Origin of the sequence: Halomonas sp. MMH1-48 (assembly GCF_022348105.1) — a bacterium.
GTDB lineage: Bacteria > Pseudomonadota > Gammaproteobacteria > Pseudomonadales > Halomonadaceae > Vreelandella > Vreelandella piezotolerans.
Window position 1 is genome coordinate 134,648 of sequence record NZ_JAKRFL010000001.1, and the last position, 16,173, is coordinate 150,820.

16 protein-coding genes are annotated in these 16,173 nt (G+C 58.4%); 15 read left to right on the forward strand and 1 reads right to left on the reverse strand.

Annotated features, from left to right (window positions below; translation table 11 throughout):
* Positions 1-19: 19 nt before the first annotated feature.
* The 12 genes from MHM37_RS00675 (at position 20) to MHM37_RS00730 (ending at position 12,366) form a co-directional block, all read left to right on the forward strand.
* Positions 20-1,201: a 1-acyl-sn-glycerol-3-phosphate acyltransferase gene (locus tag MHM37_RS00675; RefSeq protein WP_139527434.1), complete on the forward strand. Its 1,182-nt coding sequence runs from the start codon at positions 20-22 to the stop codon at positions 1,199-1,201.
* Between the two features lie 103 nt (positions 1,202-1,304).
* A complete protein-coding gene (locus tag MHM37_RS00680) occupies positions 1,305-1,586 on the forward strand; it encodes a hypothetical protein (protein WP_139527432.1) in 282 nt (93 codons plus the stop codon).
* Between the two features lie 105 nt (positions 1,587-1,691).
* Positions 1,692-3,728, forward strand: a complete 2,037-nt coding sequence (gene metG / locus MHM37_RS00685; RefSeq protein WP_239295718.1) for a methionine--tRNA ligase — start codon at positions 1,692-1,694, stop codon at positions 3,726-3,728.
* 117 nt (positions 3,729-3,845) lie between these two features.
* Positions 3,846-5,435: a diguanylate cyclase gene (locus tag MHM37_RS00690; RefSeq protein WP_239295717.1), complete on the forward strand. Its 1,590-nt coding sequence runs from the start codon at positions 3,846-3,848 to the stop codon at positions 5,433-5,435.
* Positions 5,432-6,013, forward strand: a complete 582-nt coding sequence (rsxA, locus tag MHM37_RS00695) for an electron transport complex subunit RsxA (RefSeq protein ID WP_139527427.1) — start codon at positions 5,432-5,434, stop codon at positions 6,011-6,013. The genes MHM37_RS00690 and rsxA overlap by 4 nt, the downstream gene beginning before the upstream one ends.
* 5 nt (positions 6,014-6,018) lie before the next feature.
* Positions 6,019-6,600, forward strand: a complete 582-nt coding sequence (rsxB, locus tag MHM37_RS00700; RefSeq protein WP_139527425.1) for an electron transport complex subunit RsxB — start codon at positions 6,019-6,021, stop codon at positions 6,598-6,600.
* Entirely contained in the window at positions 6,587-8,248 is a 1,662-nt protein-coding gene (gene rsxC, locus MHM37_RS00705) for an electron transport complex subunit RsxC (protein ID WP_139527423.1), read from the forward strand. The genes rsxB and rsxC overlap by 14 nt, the downstream gene beginning before the upstream one ends.
* Complete coding sequence (locus MHM37_RS00710; RefSeq protein WP_139527421.1) at positions 8,245-9,276, forward strand: RnfABCDGE type electron transport complex subunit D; 1,032 nt, start codon at positions 8,245-8,247, stop codon at positions 9,274-9,276. The genes rsxC and MHM37_RS00710 overlap by 4 nt, the downstream gene beginning before the upstream one ends.
* Positions 9,273-9,899 carry an RnfABCDGE type electron transport complex subunit G gene (locus MHM37_RS00715; protein ID WP_239295716.1) on the forward strand — a complete coding sequence of 209 codons (627 nt, stop codon included), beginning with the start codon at positions 9,273-9,275 and terminating at the stop codon, positions 9,897-9,899. Before MHM37_RS00710 ends, MHM37_RS00715 begins: the two co-directional genes overlap by 4 nt.
* Positions 9,896-10,597: an electron transport complex subunit E gene (locus tag MHM37_RS00720; protein WP_139527417.1), complete on the forward strand. Its 702-nt coding sequence runs from the start codon at positions 9,896-9,898 to the stop codon at positions 10,595-10,597. The genes MHM37_RS00715 and MHM37_RS00720 overlap by 4 nt, the downstream gene beginning before the upstream one ends.
* 15 nt (positions 10,598-10,612) lie before the next feature.
* Positions 10,613-11,251, forward strand: coding sequence for an endonuclease III (gene nth, locus MHM37_RS00725; RefSeq protein ID WP_139527415.1), 639 nt, complete (start codon positions 10,613-10,615; stop codon positions 11,249-11,251).
* A 26-nt stretch (positions 11,252-11,277) separates the two neighbouring features.
* Positions 11,278-12,366, forward strand: coding sequence for a hypothetical protein (locus MHM37_RS00730; protein WP_153843366.1), 1,089 nt, complete (start codon positions 11,278-11,280; stop codon positions 12,364-12,366).
* On the opposite strand, the gene MHM37_RS00735 is transcribed toward MHM37_RS00730, so the two are convergent.
* A complete protein-coding gene (locus MHM37_RS00735) occupies positions 12,312-13,403 on the reverse strand; it encodes a DUF3524 domain-containing protein (RefSeq protein ID WP_239295715.1) in 1,092 nt (363 codons plus the stop codon). The genes MHM37_RS00730 and MHM37_RS00735 overlap by 55 nt on opposite strands.
* 137 nt (positions 13,404-13,540) lie before the next feature.
* On the opposite strand from MHM37_RS00735, the gene MHM37_RS00740 reads away from it, so the two are divergent.
* From MHM37_RS00740 to MHM37_RS00750, 3 genes are read left to right on the forward strand one after another with little or no spacing between them, the layout of a single operon-like run.
* Entirely contained in the window at positions 13,541-13,915 is a 375-nt protein-coding gene (locus tag MHM37_RS00740) for a response regulator (protein ID WP_219861048.1), read from the forward strand.
* Entirely contained in the window at positions 13,912-15,969 is a 2,058-nt protein-coding gene (locus tag MHM37_RS00745) for a 3'-5' exonuclease (protein WP_239295714.1), read from the forward strand. Before MHM37_RS00740 ends, MHM37_RS00745 begins: the two co-directional genes overlap by 4 nt.
* Positions 15,959-16,171 (forward strand): hypothetical protein, encoded by a 213-nt coding sequence (locus MHM37_RS00750; RefSeq protein ID WP_153843368.1) that lies wholly within the window; start codon positions 15,959-15,961, stop codon positions 16,169-16,171. Before MHM37_RS00745 ends, MHM37_RS00750 begins: the two co-directional genes overlap by 11 nt.
* Positions 16,172-16,173 lie beyond the last annotated feature (2 nt).

The window sequence follows — 16,173 nt, forward strand, 5'->3', positions numbered from 1 at the left end:
TAGATACCCAACGGATCGCATGACTCAACACAATAACGCACCACACGCTGACACGCCGAATGACCCCTGGGCCGACATTCGTCCTTATGCGGATCATGAGGTAGCCGATGTACTCGAAAGGCTTTCTCGCGACAGCGAGCTGCTCGATGCGCTAACCCGCTTCCGGCTGCCCCGCATGGCCAAGTGGGCGCCACCGCTGGCGCGCGCGCTGGCAGGCCATGCCGTTCGAAGAGAAGTCAAAGGAGTGACCAGCGTCCGAGAATTTCAGATGCGCATTGCCAGCTATATGGTGCGCATGATCCGCACGACGACCGATGCCTTCGATGTGTCGGGCCTCGACAAACTCGACGATGACGGCGCTTACCTCTTCATTGGTAACCACCGCGACATTTCACTGGATCCTGCCTTCGTCAATTATGCGCTTTATGAAGCGGGACGAGACACCGTGCGCATCGCCATAGGTGATAACTTACTGAAAAAACCCTATGTCACCGACCTGATGCGCCTTAACAAGAGCTTCATCGTGCCTCGCAGCGCGCGCGGCAAGCGGGCCATGCTGGCCGCCTATCAGCAGCTCTCTTCGTATATCCGCCACTCGATTACCGAAGACAACCACTCCATATGGATGGCTCAGCGCGAAGGCCGTGCCAAAAACGGCATTGACCGAACGGACCCTGCCATCATCAAAATGCTCATCATGGCCAAACGTCACGCCGAACGCGACATGGTGTTTGGTGACGCCATTGCCGAGCTCAAGTTGGTGCCGGTCTCGATCAGCTACGAGTATGATCCCTGCGACGTGCAAAAAGCCCAAGAGCTGCACGATATCGCCCACCAGGGCAGCTACGCCAAAAGCGAGTTTGAAGACATTCGCTCTATCGTAGCAGGCATCACCGGGTCTAAAGGGCGCGTTCAGCTCAAATTCGGCACGCCGGTCGGTGCCGACATGGCCACCCCCGACGAGGTGGCCGCTGAAATCGATCGGCAAGTCATTGGCGGCTATCGCCTCTTCCCCAGCCACTATTTGGCGCTGGAAGCACTAGGCGAGTCACCCGAGCTGGTCGCCCGTAAAGCGATTACTCGACAGGATCGTGAGCGGTTCAAGGCGCGCTTGGCCAGTGTCCCCGAAGCACTGCGTCCCTATTGGCTCGAGCAGTACGCCAACCCTGTGAAACACAAGGCAGGCAGGCTGAGTCTTTAGCCGTCAATCTGCGCATGCTGACGAGTAGAAAAAGTGCTATGGTCAAGGCATTCATTGGTCACGCTTGGTCGTTTTGCCAAGCGCGGTCTTAAGGAGACTCCCCATGTCCGCATCAGAAATTCAAAAAACACGTATTATCAATGAGCTACGCGGCTTTATCCGCAAACTACTACAAGATCCTAAAATTCTCGAGCAGTCTTTGGCCATTGCCCGTTCGCAGCTCACCGAAGGCAGCAGCCCAGCCGTCATGGCGCGCATTGCCAATGAAATTTCTGACACGACCAGCGTGCATATTCCCGAAGACCCTGCCGAGCACTCCGAGGCTGATAAACTGTTCTTAGAATTATTGCGCGAAGTGGTGCAAGAAGAGCAGGCGCTCTACTAAGCCGTTGTTACTGGCGACTAATTCGCCTTCAACCTGACGTTACCGGCGAAGCACCTCCCCTTCGCCGTCTTTATTTGTATTGTCTAACCGGAATTTTCACTCACCATGTCCAATACTGCCCCGCGCAACATTCTGGTGACGAGCGCCCTTCCCTATGCCAATGGCGCCATTCATCTCGGTCACCTGCTGGAGTATATCCAAACAGATATATGGGTACGCTTTCAAAAAAGCCGTGGCCAGCGGTGTTACTACGTTTGCGCCGACGATGCGCACGGCACGGCGATCATGCTGCGTGCCGAGCAGGAAGGTATCTCGCCAGAAGCGCTGATCGAGCGCGTCTCACAAGATCATCAGGAAGATTTTGCCCGCTTCGGTGTAGGGTTCGATAACTATCATTCCACGCACTCGGACGAAAACCGCCACTTTAGCGAATTGATCTATACCCGCCTGCGTGACAAAGGCCATATCGCGACTCGCGATATCGAGCAGATGTTCGACCCGCAGAAAGGCTTGTTTCTTGCTGACCGCTTCATCAAAGGCACCTGCCCGAAATGCCATTCGGACGATCAGTACGGCGACAACTGCGAAAAATGCGGCGCGACCTACACGCCAGCAGACTTGATCAATCCGGTGTCCGCCATCTCTGGTGCAACGCCCGAGGTGCGGAGTTCTACCCACTACTTCTTCAAACTGCCGGACTTCGCTGATTTTCTACAGGAGTGGATCAACGACGGCCACGTGCAGCCGCAAATCCGTAACAAACTAATGGAGTGGTTCGAGTCCGGTTTCAACGAGTGGGACATTTCCCGCGACGCGCCCTATTTTGGGTTCGAGATCCCCGACGCCCCAGGCAAGTACTTCTATGTCTGGCTCGACGCTCCGATTGGCTATCTCGCCAGTTTCAAAAACCTATGCGAGCGCGATGCGCTCGATTTCGACCGTTTCTGGAAAAAGGACTCCGACGCCGAGGTCTACCACTTCATCGGTAAAGACATCGTCTACTTTCATGCGCTGTTCTGGCCCGCCATGCTCCACGGTGCCGACCTGCGCACTCCCACCGCGGTCAACTGCCACGGTTTCTTGACCGTCGATGGCGCGAAGATGTCGAAGTCCCGCGGCACCTTTATCAAAGCGGCCACCTACGCCGAACACCTCAATCCTGAGTACCTGCGCTACTACTTTGCTGCCAAGCTCACCTCGAAAGTGGATGATCTCGACTTGAACCTCGAGGATTTCGCCGCACGCGTGAATTCGGATCTCGTGGGTAAGGTCGTGAATATCGCTAGCCGCTGCGCCGGTTTCGTCAAAAAGCTCGGTGGCGGCACGCTCTCGCCGCATTGCGCCGAGCCGCAAATGGTCGCGCGTTTCATCGCTGCAGGCGACGAGATCGCCGCCGATTTCGAAGCCCGCGAATTCAGCCGCGCCATGCGTAAAATCATGGAATTGGCCGATGAAGCGAATACCTACATTGCTGAAAAAGAGCCCTGGGCGCTGGCCAAGCAAGAGGGACGTGACCAGGAGGTGCTGGACATCTGCTCGGTCGGCATTAATCTGTTCCGCCAGCTGATGGTCTACTTGGCACCCGTCGTCCCCGCCATGGCCGAGCAGGCACGCGAGTTTATAAATGTTGACACTCTGGATTGGGGAAGCCGTGGTAACGTACTCGTCAATCATTCGATCAACAAATTCAAGCCGCTCATGACTCGCGTCGAGCGTGAGAAAATCGATGCAATGATCGAGGCATCGAAAGAGGATCTGGTCGAAGAGCAGAAGTTGAAAAGCGCACCCAAGGGCCCGCTGGCCGAGACGCCCATCGCTGCGGAAATCGACTTTGACGCGTTCGCCCAAGTGGACCTGCGTATTGCACGCATTGCCAAAGCGCAGTATGTCGAGGGCGCTGACAAGCTCCTCCAGCTTACCTTGGATTTGGGCGGCGAAACCCGCAACGTCTTCTCGGGCATTCGCTCTGCGTACTCGCCCGAAGCGTTGGAAGGCCGCCTGACCGTCATGGTCGCCAACCTAGCGCCTCGCAAGATGCGATTTGGCATTTCCGAAGGTATGGTACTCGCCTCGGCTAACAAAGAGGGCATTTATTTGCTCTCACCGGACGCTGGCGCGGAACCAGGTCAACGTGTAACGTAACGCCGCCGTTCATGGACGAAAGGGGCAAGGCGATGAGCCTGCCCCTTTCGTCTTTAAGGGACTTTCATTCACACCGTTAGTGGCCTTCATTCATTAACAACAACATGAGTCTGCTCTATGGGCCAGCGCTTCTCCTTGTCCTTGCGTTTTCGTTTCTTTGCCGTACTGGGCGGAGTATTGATCGTGGCCATGGTAGCACTCGCAGCCATCAGCAAATGGCTGATTTTTCCAGCGCTGAAAGCCGAAGAGCGCACTGCGGTGCAGCGTGAACTCGACCGGGCGACGCGTAGCCTCGAGCTCAACCAGGAAAGCCTGCTTGCTCAGGCGCAGGACTGGGCACACTGGGATGACACCTACCAGTTCATCGAGGGCAGCTATCCTCGCTACGCCGAGGTCAATTTTAGCCAGCAAATGTTCGAAGATATGAACTATCACCTCATGGCGTTCTTTACGCTACAAGGTGAGGTTCATTTCTTGGCGGGGTTGGAGCCGACCACCGGGCGCTACCAAACCTGCACAGCCGCCGTTGGTCCCTGCGCGTGGATGGCACCCTGGGTCGATACCATGCAGTCGGCCATCGCTACCCAGGTAGCGCCAATGGCCATGTACATCGAACAGTGGCCCGCCCTTGTCGCCGCCAGCCACATACTCCACACCGACGAGAGCGGTCCGCCTAACGGCTGGCTATTCAAGGTCCGCGCCCTGGATGATGCTTGGCTCGAAAGAATGACGGATTACACAGGGCTCTCTCTATCGCTGCAGGTCGAGCCCTTTGCCGCTGCCCATTCAACCGAGCTCACGTTCTCGGGGGATCAGGTAACGGCCTCTCACTTGTTCGCTGCCTACGGCACTTCCGAGGCCGTGTCGTTGACGATAGAACTCAATCGCGTGCAGTACCTGGCAAGTCTTACTACGTTTCGCTATCTGTTGGTGTGGACGGCGGGTTTGATGCTGCTCGTCATTGGTTTGGTACTGTTTTTGCTAGAACGTATGGTGCTGAAGCCTTTGCGCCAGCTCACTGCGTTCACACAGTTTGCGGGCCAATTCGATGACAGCGAGGGGTTGACCGAGCGTCGCGATGAAATCGGTCTCCTTTCCAGGGCATTTCGCGAGCAGCTCGCCTGCCAGCACCAGCTCAATGCGGAGCTATTGCGTATGTCCACCCACGATGCGTTGACAGAGCTACCCAATCGGCGGCTGTTCGACCAGCGCTTGACGGCTGCGGTGAGTCAAGCCACGCAGGAGGTGGCACCGCTGGCGGTCATGATGCTCGATATCGATCACTTCAAGCTCTACAACGATGGCTACGGCCATCAACAAGGCGACGAATGCTTAAAACGAGTAGCCACTGCACTACAGGACGTGGCAAGCCGTCACGGCTTTTTCATCGCACGCACCGGCGGCGAGGAGTTCAGTGCGTTGCTGCCAGGCGTCACCTCACAGCACGCCAAGACACTTGCCAACGCGCTGGTCGATGCCGTGGATCAGTTACACTTACGCCATGAACGCTCCCCGGTCTGCGAACATGTCACCATCAGCGTTGGGATTGGCATGCTAGACGATAGCGAGGCATCACTCCCCAGCGCCATCATGACGACCGCCGACCAAGCACTCTACCTTGCCAAAGCACAAGGTCGCCACTGTGTCATCCTCTTCGAGCCGTCTCTAGTCAGCTGCCCAATTTCGAAGCAAAATACGCCGTCATGAATGAACTCTTCGTCATCCTGATCACCACCGCGCTGGTGAACAATTTCGTGCTGGTCCAGTTTCTCGGGCTTTGTCCCTTCATGGGCGTGTCGAACAAGCTCGAATCGGCTCTGGGCATGTCACTGGCGACCACGTTCGTTTTGACCCTCGCGTCCGCCGCGAGCTACGTGGTTTACCATGGCTTGCTCGTTCCGCTGGACGTCACCTACTTACGAACCATCAGTTTCATCGTCGTGATTGCCGCTGTCGTGCAATTTACCGAGATCATGGTGCGCCAGCTCAGTCCGTTATTGCATCAGGTATTAGGTATATTTCTGCCGCTCATCACCACCAACTGCGCCGTGCTAGGCGTAGCACTACTGTCGCTCAACCGCGAGCTAAGCTTTTTCCATACCACGCTGTATGGTCTAGGCGCGGCGTTAGGCTTCTCGCTAGTGTTGGTGCTATTCGCTGCCATGCGCGAACGCTTGGCCAGTGCAGATGTGCCCAAACCCTTTCGCGGTGCGGCCATTGCCATGATCACTGCCAGTCTGATGTCGCTGGCGTTTCTTGGTTTTTCTGGATTGGCACAGGGGTAACGACCATGAGCGAACCTTTTTCATGGTGGGGCGTGCTGAGCGCCGCTGGCGTCCTTACCGGCCTGGGCATCGTGTTTGGCGCCTTGTTGGGTATGGCAAGCGCTCGCTTCAAAGGCGAAGAGAACCCCCTCGTCGAGAACATCGATGCGCTGCTGCCTCAAACCCAATGTGGTCAGTGTGGCTACCCCGGTTGCCGACCCTACGCCGAAGCGATCAATCAGGGCGACGCCATCAATAAGTGCCCTCCCGGGGGCGATGCGACCATACAAGCACTGGCGGACCTGCTGGGCCGTGACCCCGCTCCACTGGACGGCGAAGCCACTGATGAGGATACGGTGGCCTACATTCGCGAAGCCGAGTGTATCGGCTGCACCAAGTGTATTCAGGCGTGCCCGGTGGATGCCATTGTCGGCGCGGCCAAACAGATGCATACGGTGATCGAGGACGAATGTACCGGCTGCGACCTCTGCGTGGCGCCCTGCCCGGTGGATTGCATCGATATGCTGCCCCGACGCAAACCGCTGACTCAGTGGGACCCGATCGTGAGCGACCGCCAACCACTTAGGAGCGTGCATGCGAGCCAATGACTTTCCAGGCGGCATCTACCCGCCCGAACGCAAAGAGCGCTCGAATCGAGCGCCGCTGCGCATCGCACCGCTGCCCAATGTGGTCGCGCTACCGCTGTCGCAACACACCGGTAAAGCGGCGCTGCCCTGCGTGAACGTGGGCGATGCGGTCGACACAGGCACGCCAGTCGCCCGTCGCGACGGAATGGTCTCAGCCAATGTGCACGCCAGTATCAGCGGCACCGTGATCGAGATCACCGACAGCGACATCGTCATTCAAGGCGATGGTGAAGATCGCCGGATAACGCTACCGCCATTGGATTGGCGCACCACCCATTGCGACGCGCTGCTATCAAGACTGGACGAGGCGGGGCTGGTGGGCCTGGGCGGTGCAGGCTTTCCAACCTACCTCAAAGCCAATGTCAGCCAGCAGCACGCGATTGACACGCTAGTGGTCAATGCCGCCGAGTGCGAGCCTTACATTACCGCCGATGACCTGACGCTACGTTACCATGCGGCGGATGTGCTCGAGGGAGCTCAGTTGCTGGCCCGTCTATGCGGAGCCGCACACATCATCGTCGGTATCGAAGATAACAAGCCTGAGGCCTGTCAAGCGCTCCAAGCCGTTCTCGCTGACCTTGGGCGGCCCGCCAAGGTGGCACTCAAGGTCATCGAGACGCGCTACCCCAGTGGGGGGGAACGCCAGCTCATCAAAAAACTGCTGAATCGCGACGTGCCCAGCGGCGGTCTACCTGCCGATATCGGCGTGCTGTGCCACAACCCCGGAACGCTGATGGCGGCACTGCAAGCGGTTCGCGACGGGACGCCTGTGGTAGAAAGAGTCGTCACGCTCACCGGTGATGCCATTGCTCATCCTGGCAACTACTGGGTGCGTGTAGGCACCTCGATCGCGTCGCTTCTGGAGCAGGTGGGCTTAGTGCAAGAACGGCTCCATCGCGTGGTAGTCGGCGGGCCGATGATGGGTACGCCTCTAACCTCATTGGCCGCTCCCGTCACCAAAACCACCAACTGTCTGATTGCTGCCACAGAAGAGGAGCTGCCGCCAGCGCCAGCGGAAGCCCCCTGCATTCGCTGCGGAGCGTGTGAAAGCGTGTGTCCTGCTCAATTGCTTCCCCAGCAGTTGCACTGGTATGCCCGCGCCCAAAACGACACCGCCCTCGACGCTCACCATCTGTTCGATTGCATCGAGTGCGGTGCCTGCAGCTACGTTTGCCCGAGCGCGATCCCCCTGGTGCAGGACTACCGCTCGGCGAAACAGCGCATTCGACATAAACGCATCGAGACCGCCAAAGCGGAACACGCCAAACATCGCTTTGAATTTCGTCAGGCACGGCTGGCCAGAGAAGAGGCAGAGAAGAAAGCGCGCCGCCAGGCTCGCCTTGCCCAACAGTCGCCCAGCGCGAATGGCACCATGGACTCGCCCTCCCTCCCCGTGGCGGATCTGCGCAGCTTGCGCATTGCTCAAACGGCTGCAAAAGCGGCCGTGCGTAAAGCGGAGAAAGTATTGGCGCGGGCCGCCGCTGAAGACCCGCAGCAGCGCCACGACGACTTGGAGACCCAACTCGCCACTGCTCAAGAGAATCTCAAAGCGGCAGAAGCGCGACTGGCCGAAGCCCGCGCCGCCAGTGAGTATAAGGAAGCCCCATGAGCATGATGCACGCCTCTCATCTAGGGGGCACTCCCTCGACAGCTCATACCATGCGCTGGGTCATCGCCGCCATGCTACCCGGTCTCGGGATGATGACGCTCTATTTTGGACTCGGGGTGCTCAGCAACGTACTGATCGCGGCGCTTTTGGCCGTCGCCGCTGAAGCGTTCATTCTGAGACTACGCCGTCGCCCCGTCTGGCCAACGCTCAATGACGCCAGCGCCCTGCTCACCGGGGTTTTGCTAGGTGCCTCACTACCGCCTGCCAGCCCATGGTGGCTAATAGGCGTGGGTGTGATCGCCGCCGTCGTCGTTGCCAAGCAACTTTACGGTGGCTTGGGCCACAATCCGTTCAACCCTGCAATGGTGGGTTATGCACTTCTGCTCGTATCGTTTCCCACGCAAATGACGCTCTGGGCACCTCCACAAGCAATCTGGTCCGATACGTTATGGCCGCAAATATTAGGAACCGTGCCCATGACCACGCTGGATGCACTCAGCGGCGCTACGCCACTCGATGCCTTCAAACACAAGGGCGAGGCCGTGCTCGCCAGTGAGTTCTGGGCATCGTCGCCACTTCCAGAAGGCACGTTGGCGGCTTGGCGCAATATCGCCCTGGCATGGCTGATAGGGGGCTTGGTATTGATCGTCAAGCGGCTGATCAGTTGGCATATCCCGGTTGCCATGCTGGGCAGCATGCTGCTGCTCTCTGCGCTGTTTTACGCCAGCGACACCAGCCACTTTGCCTCTCCGCTGTTTCATCTTGTCACTGGGGCAACGCTGTTTGGCGCCTTTTTCATTGCCACCGACCCGGTGTCGTCAGCCACCAGCCGCCGGGGAAAGCTGTTCTACGGCGCGGGCATTGGGGTACTGATCATCCTGATTCGACATTTAGGCGGTTATCCCGATGCCGTCGCTTTTGCGGTGTTGCTGATGAACCTCTGCGTGCCACTGCTGGATACTGTCAGCGTACCACGCCCAGTGGGGCAATCTACCGCTCACTCCGGCACCAAGAGGAGCGCGCCATGACGCCCCAGCACGCCATGCGACGAGGTGCGTTGGCTCTGGGCTTGTGTGCCTTGGTCACTGCCGGTAGCGTCACCCTCACCCGCGCCGTGACGGCGGAACGTATTGCCGCGCATCAGCTCGCCTATCAGCATCGTCAGCTGCAGGAAGTACTCCCCGCGCCACTGGCCACGGCACCGGTTCAAACCGTTCTAGAGGGCACGTTTTCGTTACCCGCTCCCTCATTATTGGGCCACCGGACGCCACAAGAGGGTTGGCGGGTGCAGCAAGGCGGCGACGCCGTCACCATTCTGCCGGTCGTTACCCGCCAAGGATATAACGGCGAGATTCGCCTCCTAGTAGCCATTGACCAGAGCGGCGAGATAACCGGTGTGCGCGTCACTCACCATCAAGAGACGCCAGGGCTTGGCGACGATATCGAACGCTCCCGGAGCGACTGGATCACATCGTTCGACGGATTGAGCCTACAAAGCCTATCCCCCAGCGGCTGGGCGGTTCGTAAAGAGGGCGGCGACTTCGACAGTTTTACCGGCGCAACGATCACGCCACGGGCCGTGATCAACGCCGTACACGATACGTTACGCTATTATCACCAACAGCTCGCCCGGCAGGAGTCAGCCCTATGAGCCAATGGAGAGAGCTGGCCCGTGAAGGGCTTTGGTCGAACAATCCAGCGCTGGTGCAATTACTCGGGCTATGCCCACTGCTGGCCGTCAGCGCCAGCGTAGTGAACGCATTAGGCTTGGCGCTGGCGACACTGTTGGTGCTGGTGGGGTCCAGCACGACGATCTCGCTGATTCGCCACCAAGTGCCCAGTGCCGTGCGCTTGCCTGCGTTCGTCATGGTGATTGCCGCCTTCGTGACCTGCGCCGAGCTACTGATGGCCGCGTTTGCTTATTCGCTGTATCAAATACTAGGCATCTTCATTCCGCTTATCGTGACCAACTGCGCCATATTGGGTCGCGCGGAGGCGTTTGCCTCCCGCCAACCCGTGCTGCCCGCGGCGATCGATGGTTTGATGATGGGATTGGGGTTTGGTGCCGTGCTGGTGCTCATGGGCGCGATTCGCGAGCTCATGGGCCAGGGCACCCTGTTGAGCGACATGGCGCTGCTGTTGGGGCCCGTGGCCGCTGACTGGCAGATCACCCTGGTGGCGGATTACCAGTTTCTCTTTTTCCTTCTGCCGCCTGGCGCTTTCTTCGTAGCCGGGCTTTTGATCGCACTCAAAAATGCGCTGGATGCGCGGCGCGCTTTCCGGGCAGCGCCGACGACGAGCACCCCGCGCGCCGAGCGGCGCGTGCGAGTGACCGGCACCATCAAGTAACCAAGAGAACACACCATGAATGCCCAAAAGCGTCATGAGATTTTCGCGCGCCTACAGGCGGAAAACCCGCACCCCACCACCGAACTCAACTGGAGCACGCCGTTCGAGCTGCTCGCGGCGGTACTGCTTTCCGCCCAAGCCACCGACGTAGGCGTCAACAAAGCAACGGCCCGGCTTTTTCCGGTCGCCAATACGCCCCAAGCCATTATCGAACTAGGTATCGACGGCCTAAAACAGCACATCAAAACCATTGGGCTGTTCAATACCAAGGCAGACAATCTCATGAAAACCTGCCACCTGCTGGTCGACCAGCATGGCGGTCAGGTCCCGCAAACTCGCAAAGCGCTTGAGGCGCTCCCCGGGGTGGGTCGCAAGACCGCCAATGTGATTTTAAATACGGCCTTTGGTCAGCCTACCATTGCGGTGGATACGCACATTTTTCGCGTATCGAACCGCACCGGCATCGCCAAGGGCAAGGACGTCATCGAGGTCGAACGAAAGCTGCTGCGCCATGTCCCCAGTGTCTTCAAGCAAGACGCCCATCATTGGCTGATACTACATGGGCGTTACACGTGCATTGCGCGAAAACCTCGCTGCGGTAGCTGTATCATCGAAGATCTGTGCGACTATAAAGAAAAGACCGAGCTTGCCTAACCGCATGCCACCGCCAGGATCGTCCCATGCCAAGCACCACTGCTGACCTCTACCGCCAGCCTATTACCCAGCGTATCGATGCCCTGCTGCAACTTTCCAGGCAGCACGCCGAACGTTTTTGCAGCCCCGATGCCTGGCTGGCCCGCCAGCGCTATATGGCCAAGCATCCGACGTCGATTGTGGTGATGAAATGTATGGATGGCCGAATCCATATTCCCCACGCCACGCAGACACCGCTTGGAATCATCACACCGTTTCGTAATCTAGGCGGTATTTTCGACCTAGGCTGGCCTTATCTCGGCGAGCTGCTCACCGAGACTGTCTTGCAAGCCACTCAGAGCGGTCGCGCCACGCTGTTGCTGATTACTTACCATTTTTCCAGCGGACATCCCGCACGGGGGTGCGCCGGGTTCAACTGCGATGCCGACGCGGCCAAAGCCCACGCGTACGCCATTGCTCAGCAAGCAGGCCAGCTGTTTGGCCACGACCATCAGCAGGTCTACCCGCTCGTGTGCGGCTTTGAAACCGACAGCGACGCCATGATTCTTCACGGCCAAGGTGGCGAGGTGCTCGATATACGCGACTGGATCGATCGACCAGCGAATGATTTACATGCCACGTTAGCGAGCCTTTGTCCCGACATGCCTGATGATGTTCAACGAGATCTGCTGCCGCTGCTGCTGGGCAACATGGCCCATGTAAGCGAGCTAAGCGGCGTGACCCGAGAGCTCGAAATCGAGCATCGCGAGTGGGTCATCTGCATTGGACGCGGCTTCGACTTCTTGCACCTACCTAACACCGCGTTGATCATCGGTCCCTACGGACCAGACCTAGCGGCCCCATTGTCGACCGCCGCAAGCATTATCGAGGCCAACATGCGCGCGGGGCGAATTCCCAAGGACGGTTTTATGCTTTTGGCGTCAACGCCTTATCAAGATAGCGGTGTGGACCGTGCGAGGGCCGTATTGAAATCGCGATTTTTATCGAATTTTGCCGAGCAGGTGATTCGTGATCATCACCCTGGGCTTGCCGACAAGATGCGCCGCCATACGGCGATCGTTCACTGGCCCACCCGGCGCATGGAGTCACTCGACGCCCCTTGCATCAGCAGTTGACGATATACGGCTTGCCACTGCGGCCACTCCCAGGAGCACGTGTCAAGCGGCGCAGGCTGGCACGTCGGATCCAATAACCACGCTTTTAAACGATGAAACAGCCCCTCTTGCGTGCCATCATAGCGATATTCATTTGGGTAAAGCTCCGGGAAGCAAAGCCGGTCCGGCACTAGCGGCGTGGCACCTCGTTGGGTGGCTTCCATGATGGCCAATCCTTGGAACTCATGCCAGGTGGTCGACACGACGATGCCGCAGCCTTCGAGCAGCGCGCGATACTCTGCCTCTGGCTGTGCCCCCCAGCAAACGATATGTGCCGCCAAACGCTCCTGGGCCTCGGCGAAAATCCCCGGCACCTCGCGAAACTGCTGTCCCAACACCGCCAACTCGAACGGCACTTGCTGCTCGCTAAGCTTGAACAGTACCTTGAAGAAATCCTCTGGGTTTTTGTCATACTCCCAGCGGTGGTTCCAAATCAGTCGCTGCGGATTGGGGTTGACGACCGCACGACCACCGGCGGCAGCAATCGGCACGGGCACGATGCGGGCCGCTCTCCGCAAACGTTCAAGGGGTTGGGCCGCGGGCAGATTCTCCGGCATTTTTTTCAAGAAACGTCGCGCGCCATCGAAAAAGGAGTCACGGTTGTAGGCCGTGTTGAATACCAGCTCATCTGCCGCCAGCGCAGCGTACAGGTTGACCATCTTTGCCTCGACTTGGGGAATTTGCTCGCTGGATTCCGGGTAAGCAAACTGGTTTTCATGAAAATAGACCACCTTGCGTGCCTGTCCTAAGTGGGGGAACAATCCCACCAACGTGGCGATATCCACCATGGAAGTCGCCAGGACCACATCGTAGCGCTGGCTCAATGTCGCCTGCTCTTTCAACCACCAACTCAAAGGGTTGCCACGAATACGCCAAGAGAAGTGACGCGCTGGCAAGCTCAGCAGCGTCCATTCGACTTCGGTCACCTCCGCCATCAATGTATTTGCCCAATAGCGGTGGCTAACCGCTTCGTAAGCCGATAACAATAAAATGCGCATCATCTCTCTACCGGTGAAACGTCCTCGCCGTATGTCACATTCGGCCAAGGTCGTCTTGGCCGAATGCCTCACGCTACATACACTTAAATCATCGCTTGCAGTCTGACTGCGCATCTAACGCCGCTGGGGAAACCGTAATGGCCAATGTATTAGTGGTCGATGATGAACCGAATATTCTACTGTCCCTCGAGTTCCTCATGTCCCATGCCGGGCTTACGGTGATTACCGCTACCGACGGTGAAACGGCATTGCAGCGAATTGCCGACACCTCTCCCGACCTGCTGCTGCTAGACATTAGCCTGCCGGGTATCAGTGGCTTCGAAGTATTGGAACAGCTGCGTCGCTCAGAGCGCGAGCAGCACCTGCCGGTCATCATGTTAACGGCACATGGACGGGAAGTAGAGCGCGAAAAGGGATTAGCGTTGGGTGCCGATGACTACGTTACTAAGCCGTTCTCGACCCACCAATTAGTCGAGAAAGTCAAAGCACTGCTTGGCGAGCGTGACACATGATGTTCAAAGGCCTTCCAAAGCGACAGCGCCTGGTGGGTGCTTGGCTGCTTCTCAGTGGCATCAGCCTGTTGGGCGGCGTGCTGTTTGCGGCGTGGCTGGATAGTCAGATCGCGCTCTCCGGCTTGGCGCGTGTGGCGCTGTGGCTTGGCAGCCTTTCCGGGGGGATGACTTTGTGCCTGATGGGCGTACTGCTAGAACGTCGTTTATTAGCGCCCTTACGGCATTTACAAACTCAGTTGGCCCGGTGGGTGGCCAACCCAGACGCCCAAGACGAGGAGGCTCCAGAAGGTTGGCTAAAAGGGCTAGGCCCTGATCTACGCCGCGTCAGCCAAAGCTGGCGGGCCGACCGCATGCGGCTCGCCACCGCCCATGCCGAGGGGGCGCGTAGCGCTTCGCGTATTCGGCAAGAGTTGGAAACCCTGCTTCAGGTACTGGAAACACCACTGCTGCTGTGTGATCGGCATCGTCGGGTGATGCTGTTCAATCAAGCCGCCGAAACGTTCTTTACTGGCAATACCGGGTTAGGGTTGGGGAAGCGTCTGGATGCCCTACTGCCGACCGCAACGCTAGCCAATGCCATGGCACAACTGCCCGACGATGGTTCACCACGTGAAATGCTCACCCACTGCGGCCAGCGCTGGGTAAAAGTGGTGATTCGGCGGGTTCCCGGCAGTGAGCGCGAGACGCTCGTGACCTGTAGCGATGCCACGACCACTTGGAACAATGAAATGGGCGTGCGGGCCGAGCTCAATCGTCGCCTCCCGCCACTGCGCCAGCATGCCGCCAACGTTAGCAGTGCCGTCGACGCGCTGCGTCATATTCACGTCACGAGCGTCCCCCTTGAACTGCGAACACGCTTAGAGGGGGTCATGCACGATGAGAGCCAAGCACTGAATCAGCACGTGGCTGAGTTCGCCACGCTACTGGATGATCTTCAGTATCACGGTGAACGCTTGCGGCCCATTTGGTCCAATGACTTCTGGCAGGCGCTGGATGAGCGTCTCGACCCAGCCCACCGTTTGATTACACCGATTGGTGTTCCCGCTTGGTTCAAAGGGGATGCCCCGGCACTGATCGAACTCTTCGCATCATTGGTGGACCATCTTCGCTGCCACTTGCCTACCCGTGGCTTTGAAGGAGAAATCTCGCTTCAACCGAAACGTGCCTACGTTGACTTGATGTGGCGGGGCGCGCCCGTTCCTGAAGGCGAACTCAGCGTTTGGCGAGATACGATCTTGAGCACGCTACCACTTGGCCCGGCGGTGGCCGATATTCTGCGTCAGCACGCCACCGATATTTGGAGCGTAGCCGATGCGGATAAGTGCCATGCTCGACTGCGACTCCCGCTACCCGCGATTACACAAACTCACGCGCCAAGGGAGATGGCTCCCCCTCGTCCGGAATTTCATGATTTTGGTATCGCACAGCTACCTGCGCCCGACGAAGCCCTCGCCCATCGGGCGCTACGCTGCTTGGAGATCGTGGCGTTCGATACGGAAACCACTGGTCTCGAGCTACGCCGGGGAGACACGGTGGTAAGCCTTGGCGCTTGTCGCATCGTCAATGGCCGCTTATTGGCAAGCGACGCGTTCGATCACTACGTCAATCCCCAACGGCCCATTCCCGCCGCCAGCACCGTCATTCATGGCATTACCGATGCGGACGTAGCGGATGCAGAACCGCTTCACACCGTGTTGGGCCAGTTCCGGGATTACGTGGGGGACGCCGTCATGCTCGCTCATAATGCGGCGTTCGACATGTTGGCCATCAGCGGGCACGGCGTTCATTTCGACATCCCCGTGCTGGACACGCTGCTGATCTCCAAAGCGCTAGATGAAGCGCTGGATGGGCACGACCTGGATACGTTAGCCAGGCGTTATGATTTACATTTTCCGCCCAACACCCGGCATACCGCACTGGGCGATGCTCGCGTCACCGCCGAGCTTTGGCTAGCCCTCTTGCCCCGCTTAGAAGCCCGCGGCATCGACACGTTAGAGGAGCTGCTGGCCCTCCAGGCCAATGCGTTCGATAAGGAAGACGCCAGTGCGCCATAATGCACCTGCCCCTCACCCTCGGCAGCAGGCGCGTCGCTTCGCCCTTGGGCTGCTGGCGCTGTTTTTATTCAGCCCGCCCATCTTACTTATAGTCGATCGGTTGCCTGGTATACTGGGCTGGCTACCGCTCTATCTCTTCTTGGCTTGGGGGTGGGTGATTGGCCTGGCTGCCTGGCTGGCAAAACGACCCAAGCAACCATGAAC

Excerpts from the sequence above, each read along its gene's own strand:
- MHM37_RS00675 (WP_139527434.1), top strand. The coding sequence starts at position 20 with ATGACTCAACACAATAACGCACCACACGCTGACACGCCGAATGACCCC.
- MHM37_RS00680 (WP_139527432.1), top strand. The coding sequence starts at position 1,305 with ATGTCCGCATCAGAAATTCAAAAAACACGTATTATCAATGAGCTACGC.
- metG (WP_239295718.1), top strand. The coding sequence starts at position 1,692 with ATGTCCAATACTGCCCCGCGCAACATTCTGGTGACGAGCGCCCTTCCC.
- MHM37_RS00690 (WP_239295717.1), top strand. The coding sequence starts at position 3,846 with ATGGGCCAGCGCTTCTCCTTGTCCTTGCGTTTTCGTTTCTTTGCCGTA.
- rsxA (WP_139527427.1), top strand. The coding sequence starts at position 5,432 with ATGAATGAACTCTTCGTCATCCTGATCACCACCGCGCTGGTGAACAAT.
- rsxB (WP_139527425.1), top strand. The coding sequence starts at position 6,019 with ATGAGCGAACCTTTTTCATGGTGGGGCGTGCTGAGCGCCGCTGGCGTC.
- rsxC (WP_139527423.1), top strand. The coding sequence starts at position 6,587 with ATGCGAGCCAATGACTTTCCAGGCGGCATCTACCCGCCCGAACGCAAA.
- MHM37_RS00710 (WP_139527421.1), top strand. The coding sequence starts at position 8,245 with ATGAGCATGATGCACGCCTCTCATCTAGGGGGCACTCCCTCGACAGCT.
- MHM37_RS00715 (WP_239295716.1), top strand. The coding sequence starts at position 9,273 with ATGACGCCCCAGCACGCCATGCGACGAGGTGCGTTGGCTCTGGGCTTG.
- MHM37_RS00720 (WP_139527417.1), top strand. The coding sequence starts at position 9,896 with ATGAGCCAATGGAGAGAGCTGGCCCGTGAAGGGCTTTGGTCGAACAAT.
- nth (WP_139527415.1), top strand. The coding sequence starts at position 10,613 with ATGAATGCCCAAAAGCGTCATGAGATTTTCGCGCGCCTACAGGCGGAA.
- MHM37_RS00730 (WP_153843366.1), top strand. The coding sequence starts at position 11,278 with ATGCCAAGCACCACTGCTGACCTCTACCGCCAGCCTATTACCCAGCGT.
- MHM37_RS00735 (WP_239295715.1), bottom strand. The coding sequence starts at position 13,403 with ATGCGCATTTTATTGTTATCGGCTTACGAAGCGGTTAGCCACCGCTAT.
- MHM37_RS00740 (WP_219861048.1), top strand. The coding sequence starts at position 13,541 with ATGGCCAATGTATTAGTGGTCGATGATGAACCGAATATTCTACTGTCC.
- MHM37_RS00745 (WP_239295714.1), top strand. The coding sequence starts at position 13,912 with ATGATGTTCAAAGGCCTTCCAAAGCGACAGCGCCTGGTGGGTGCTTGG.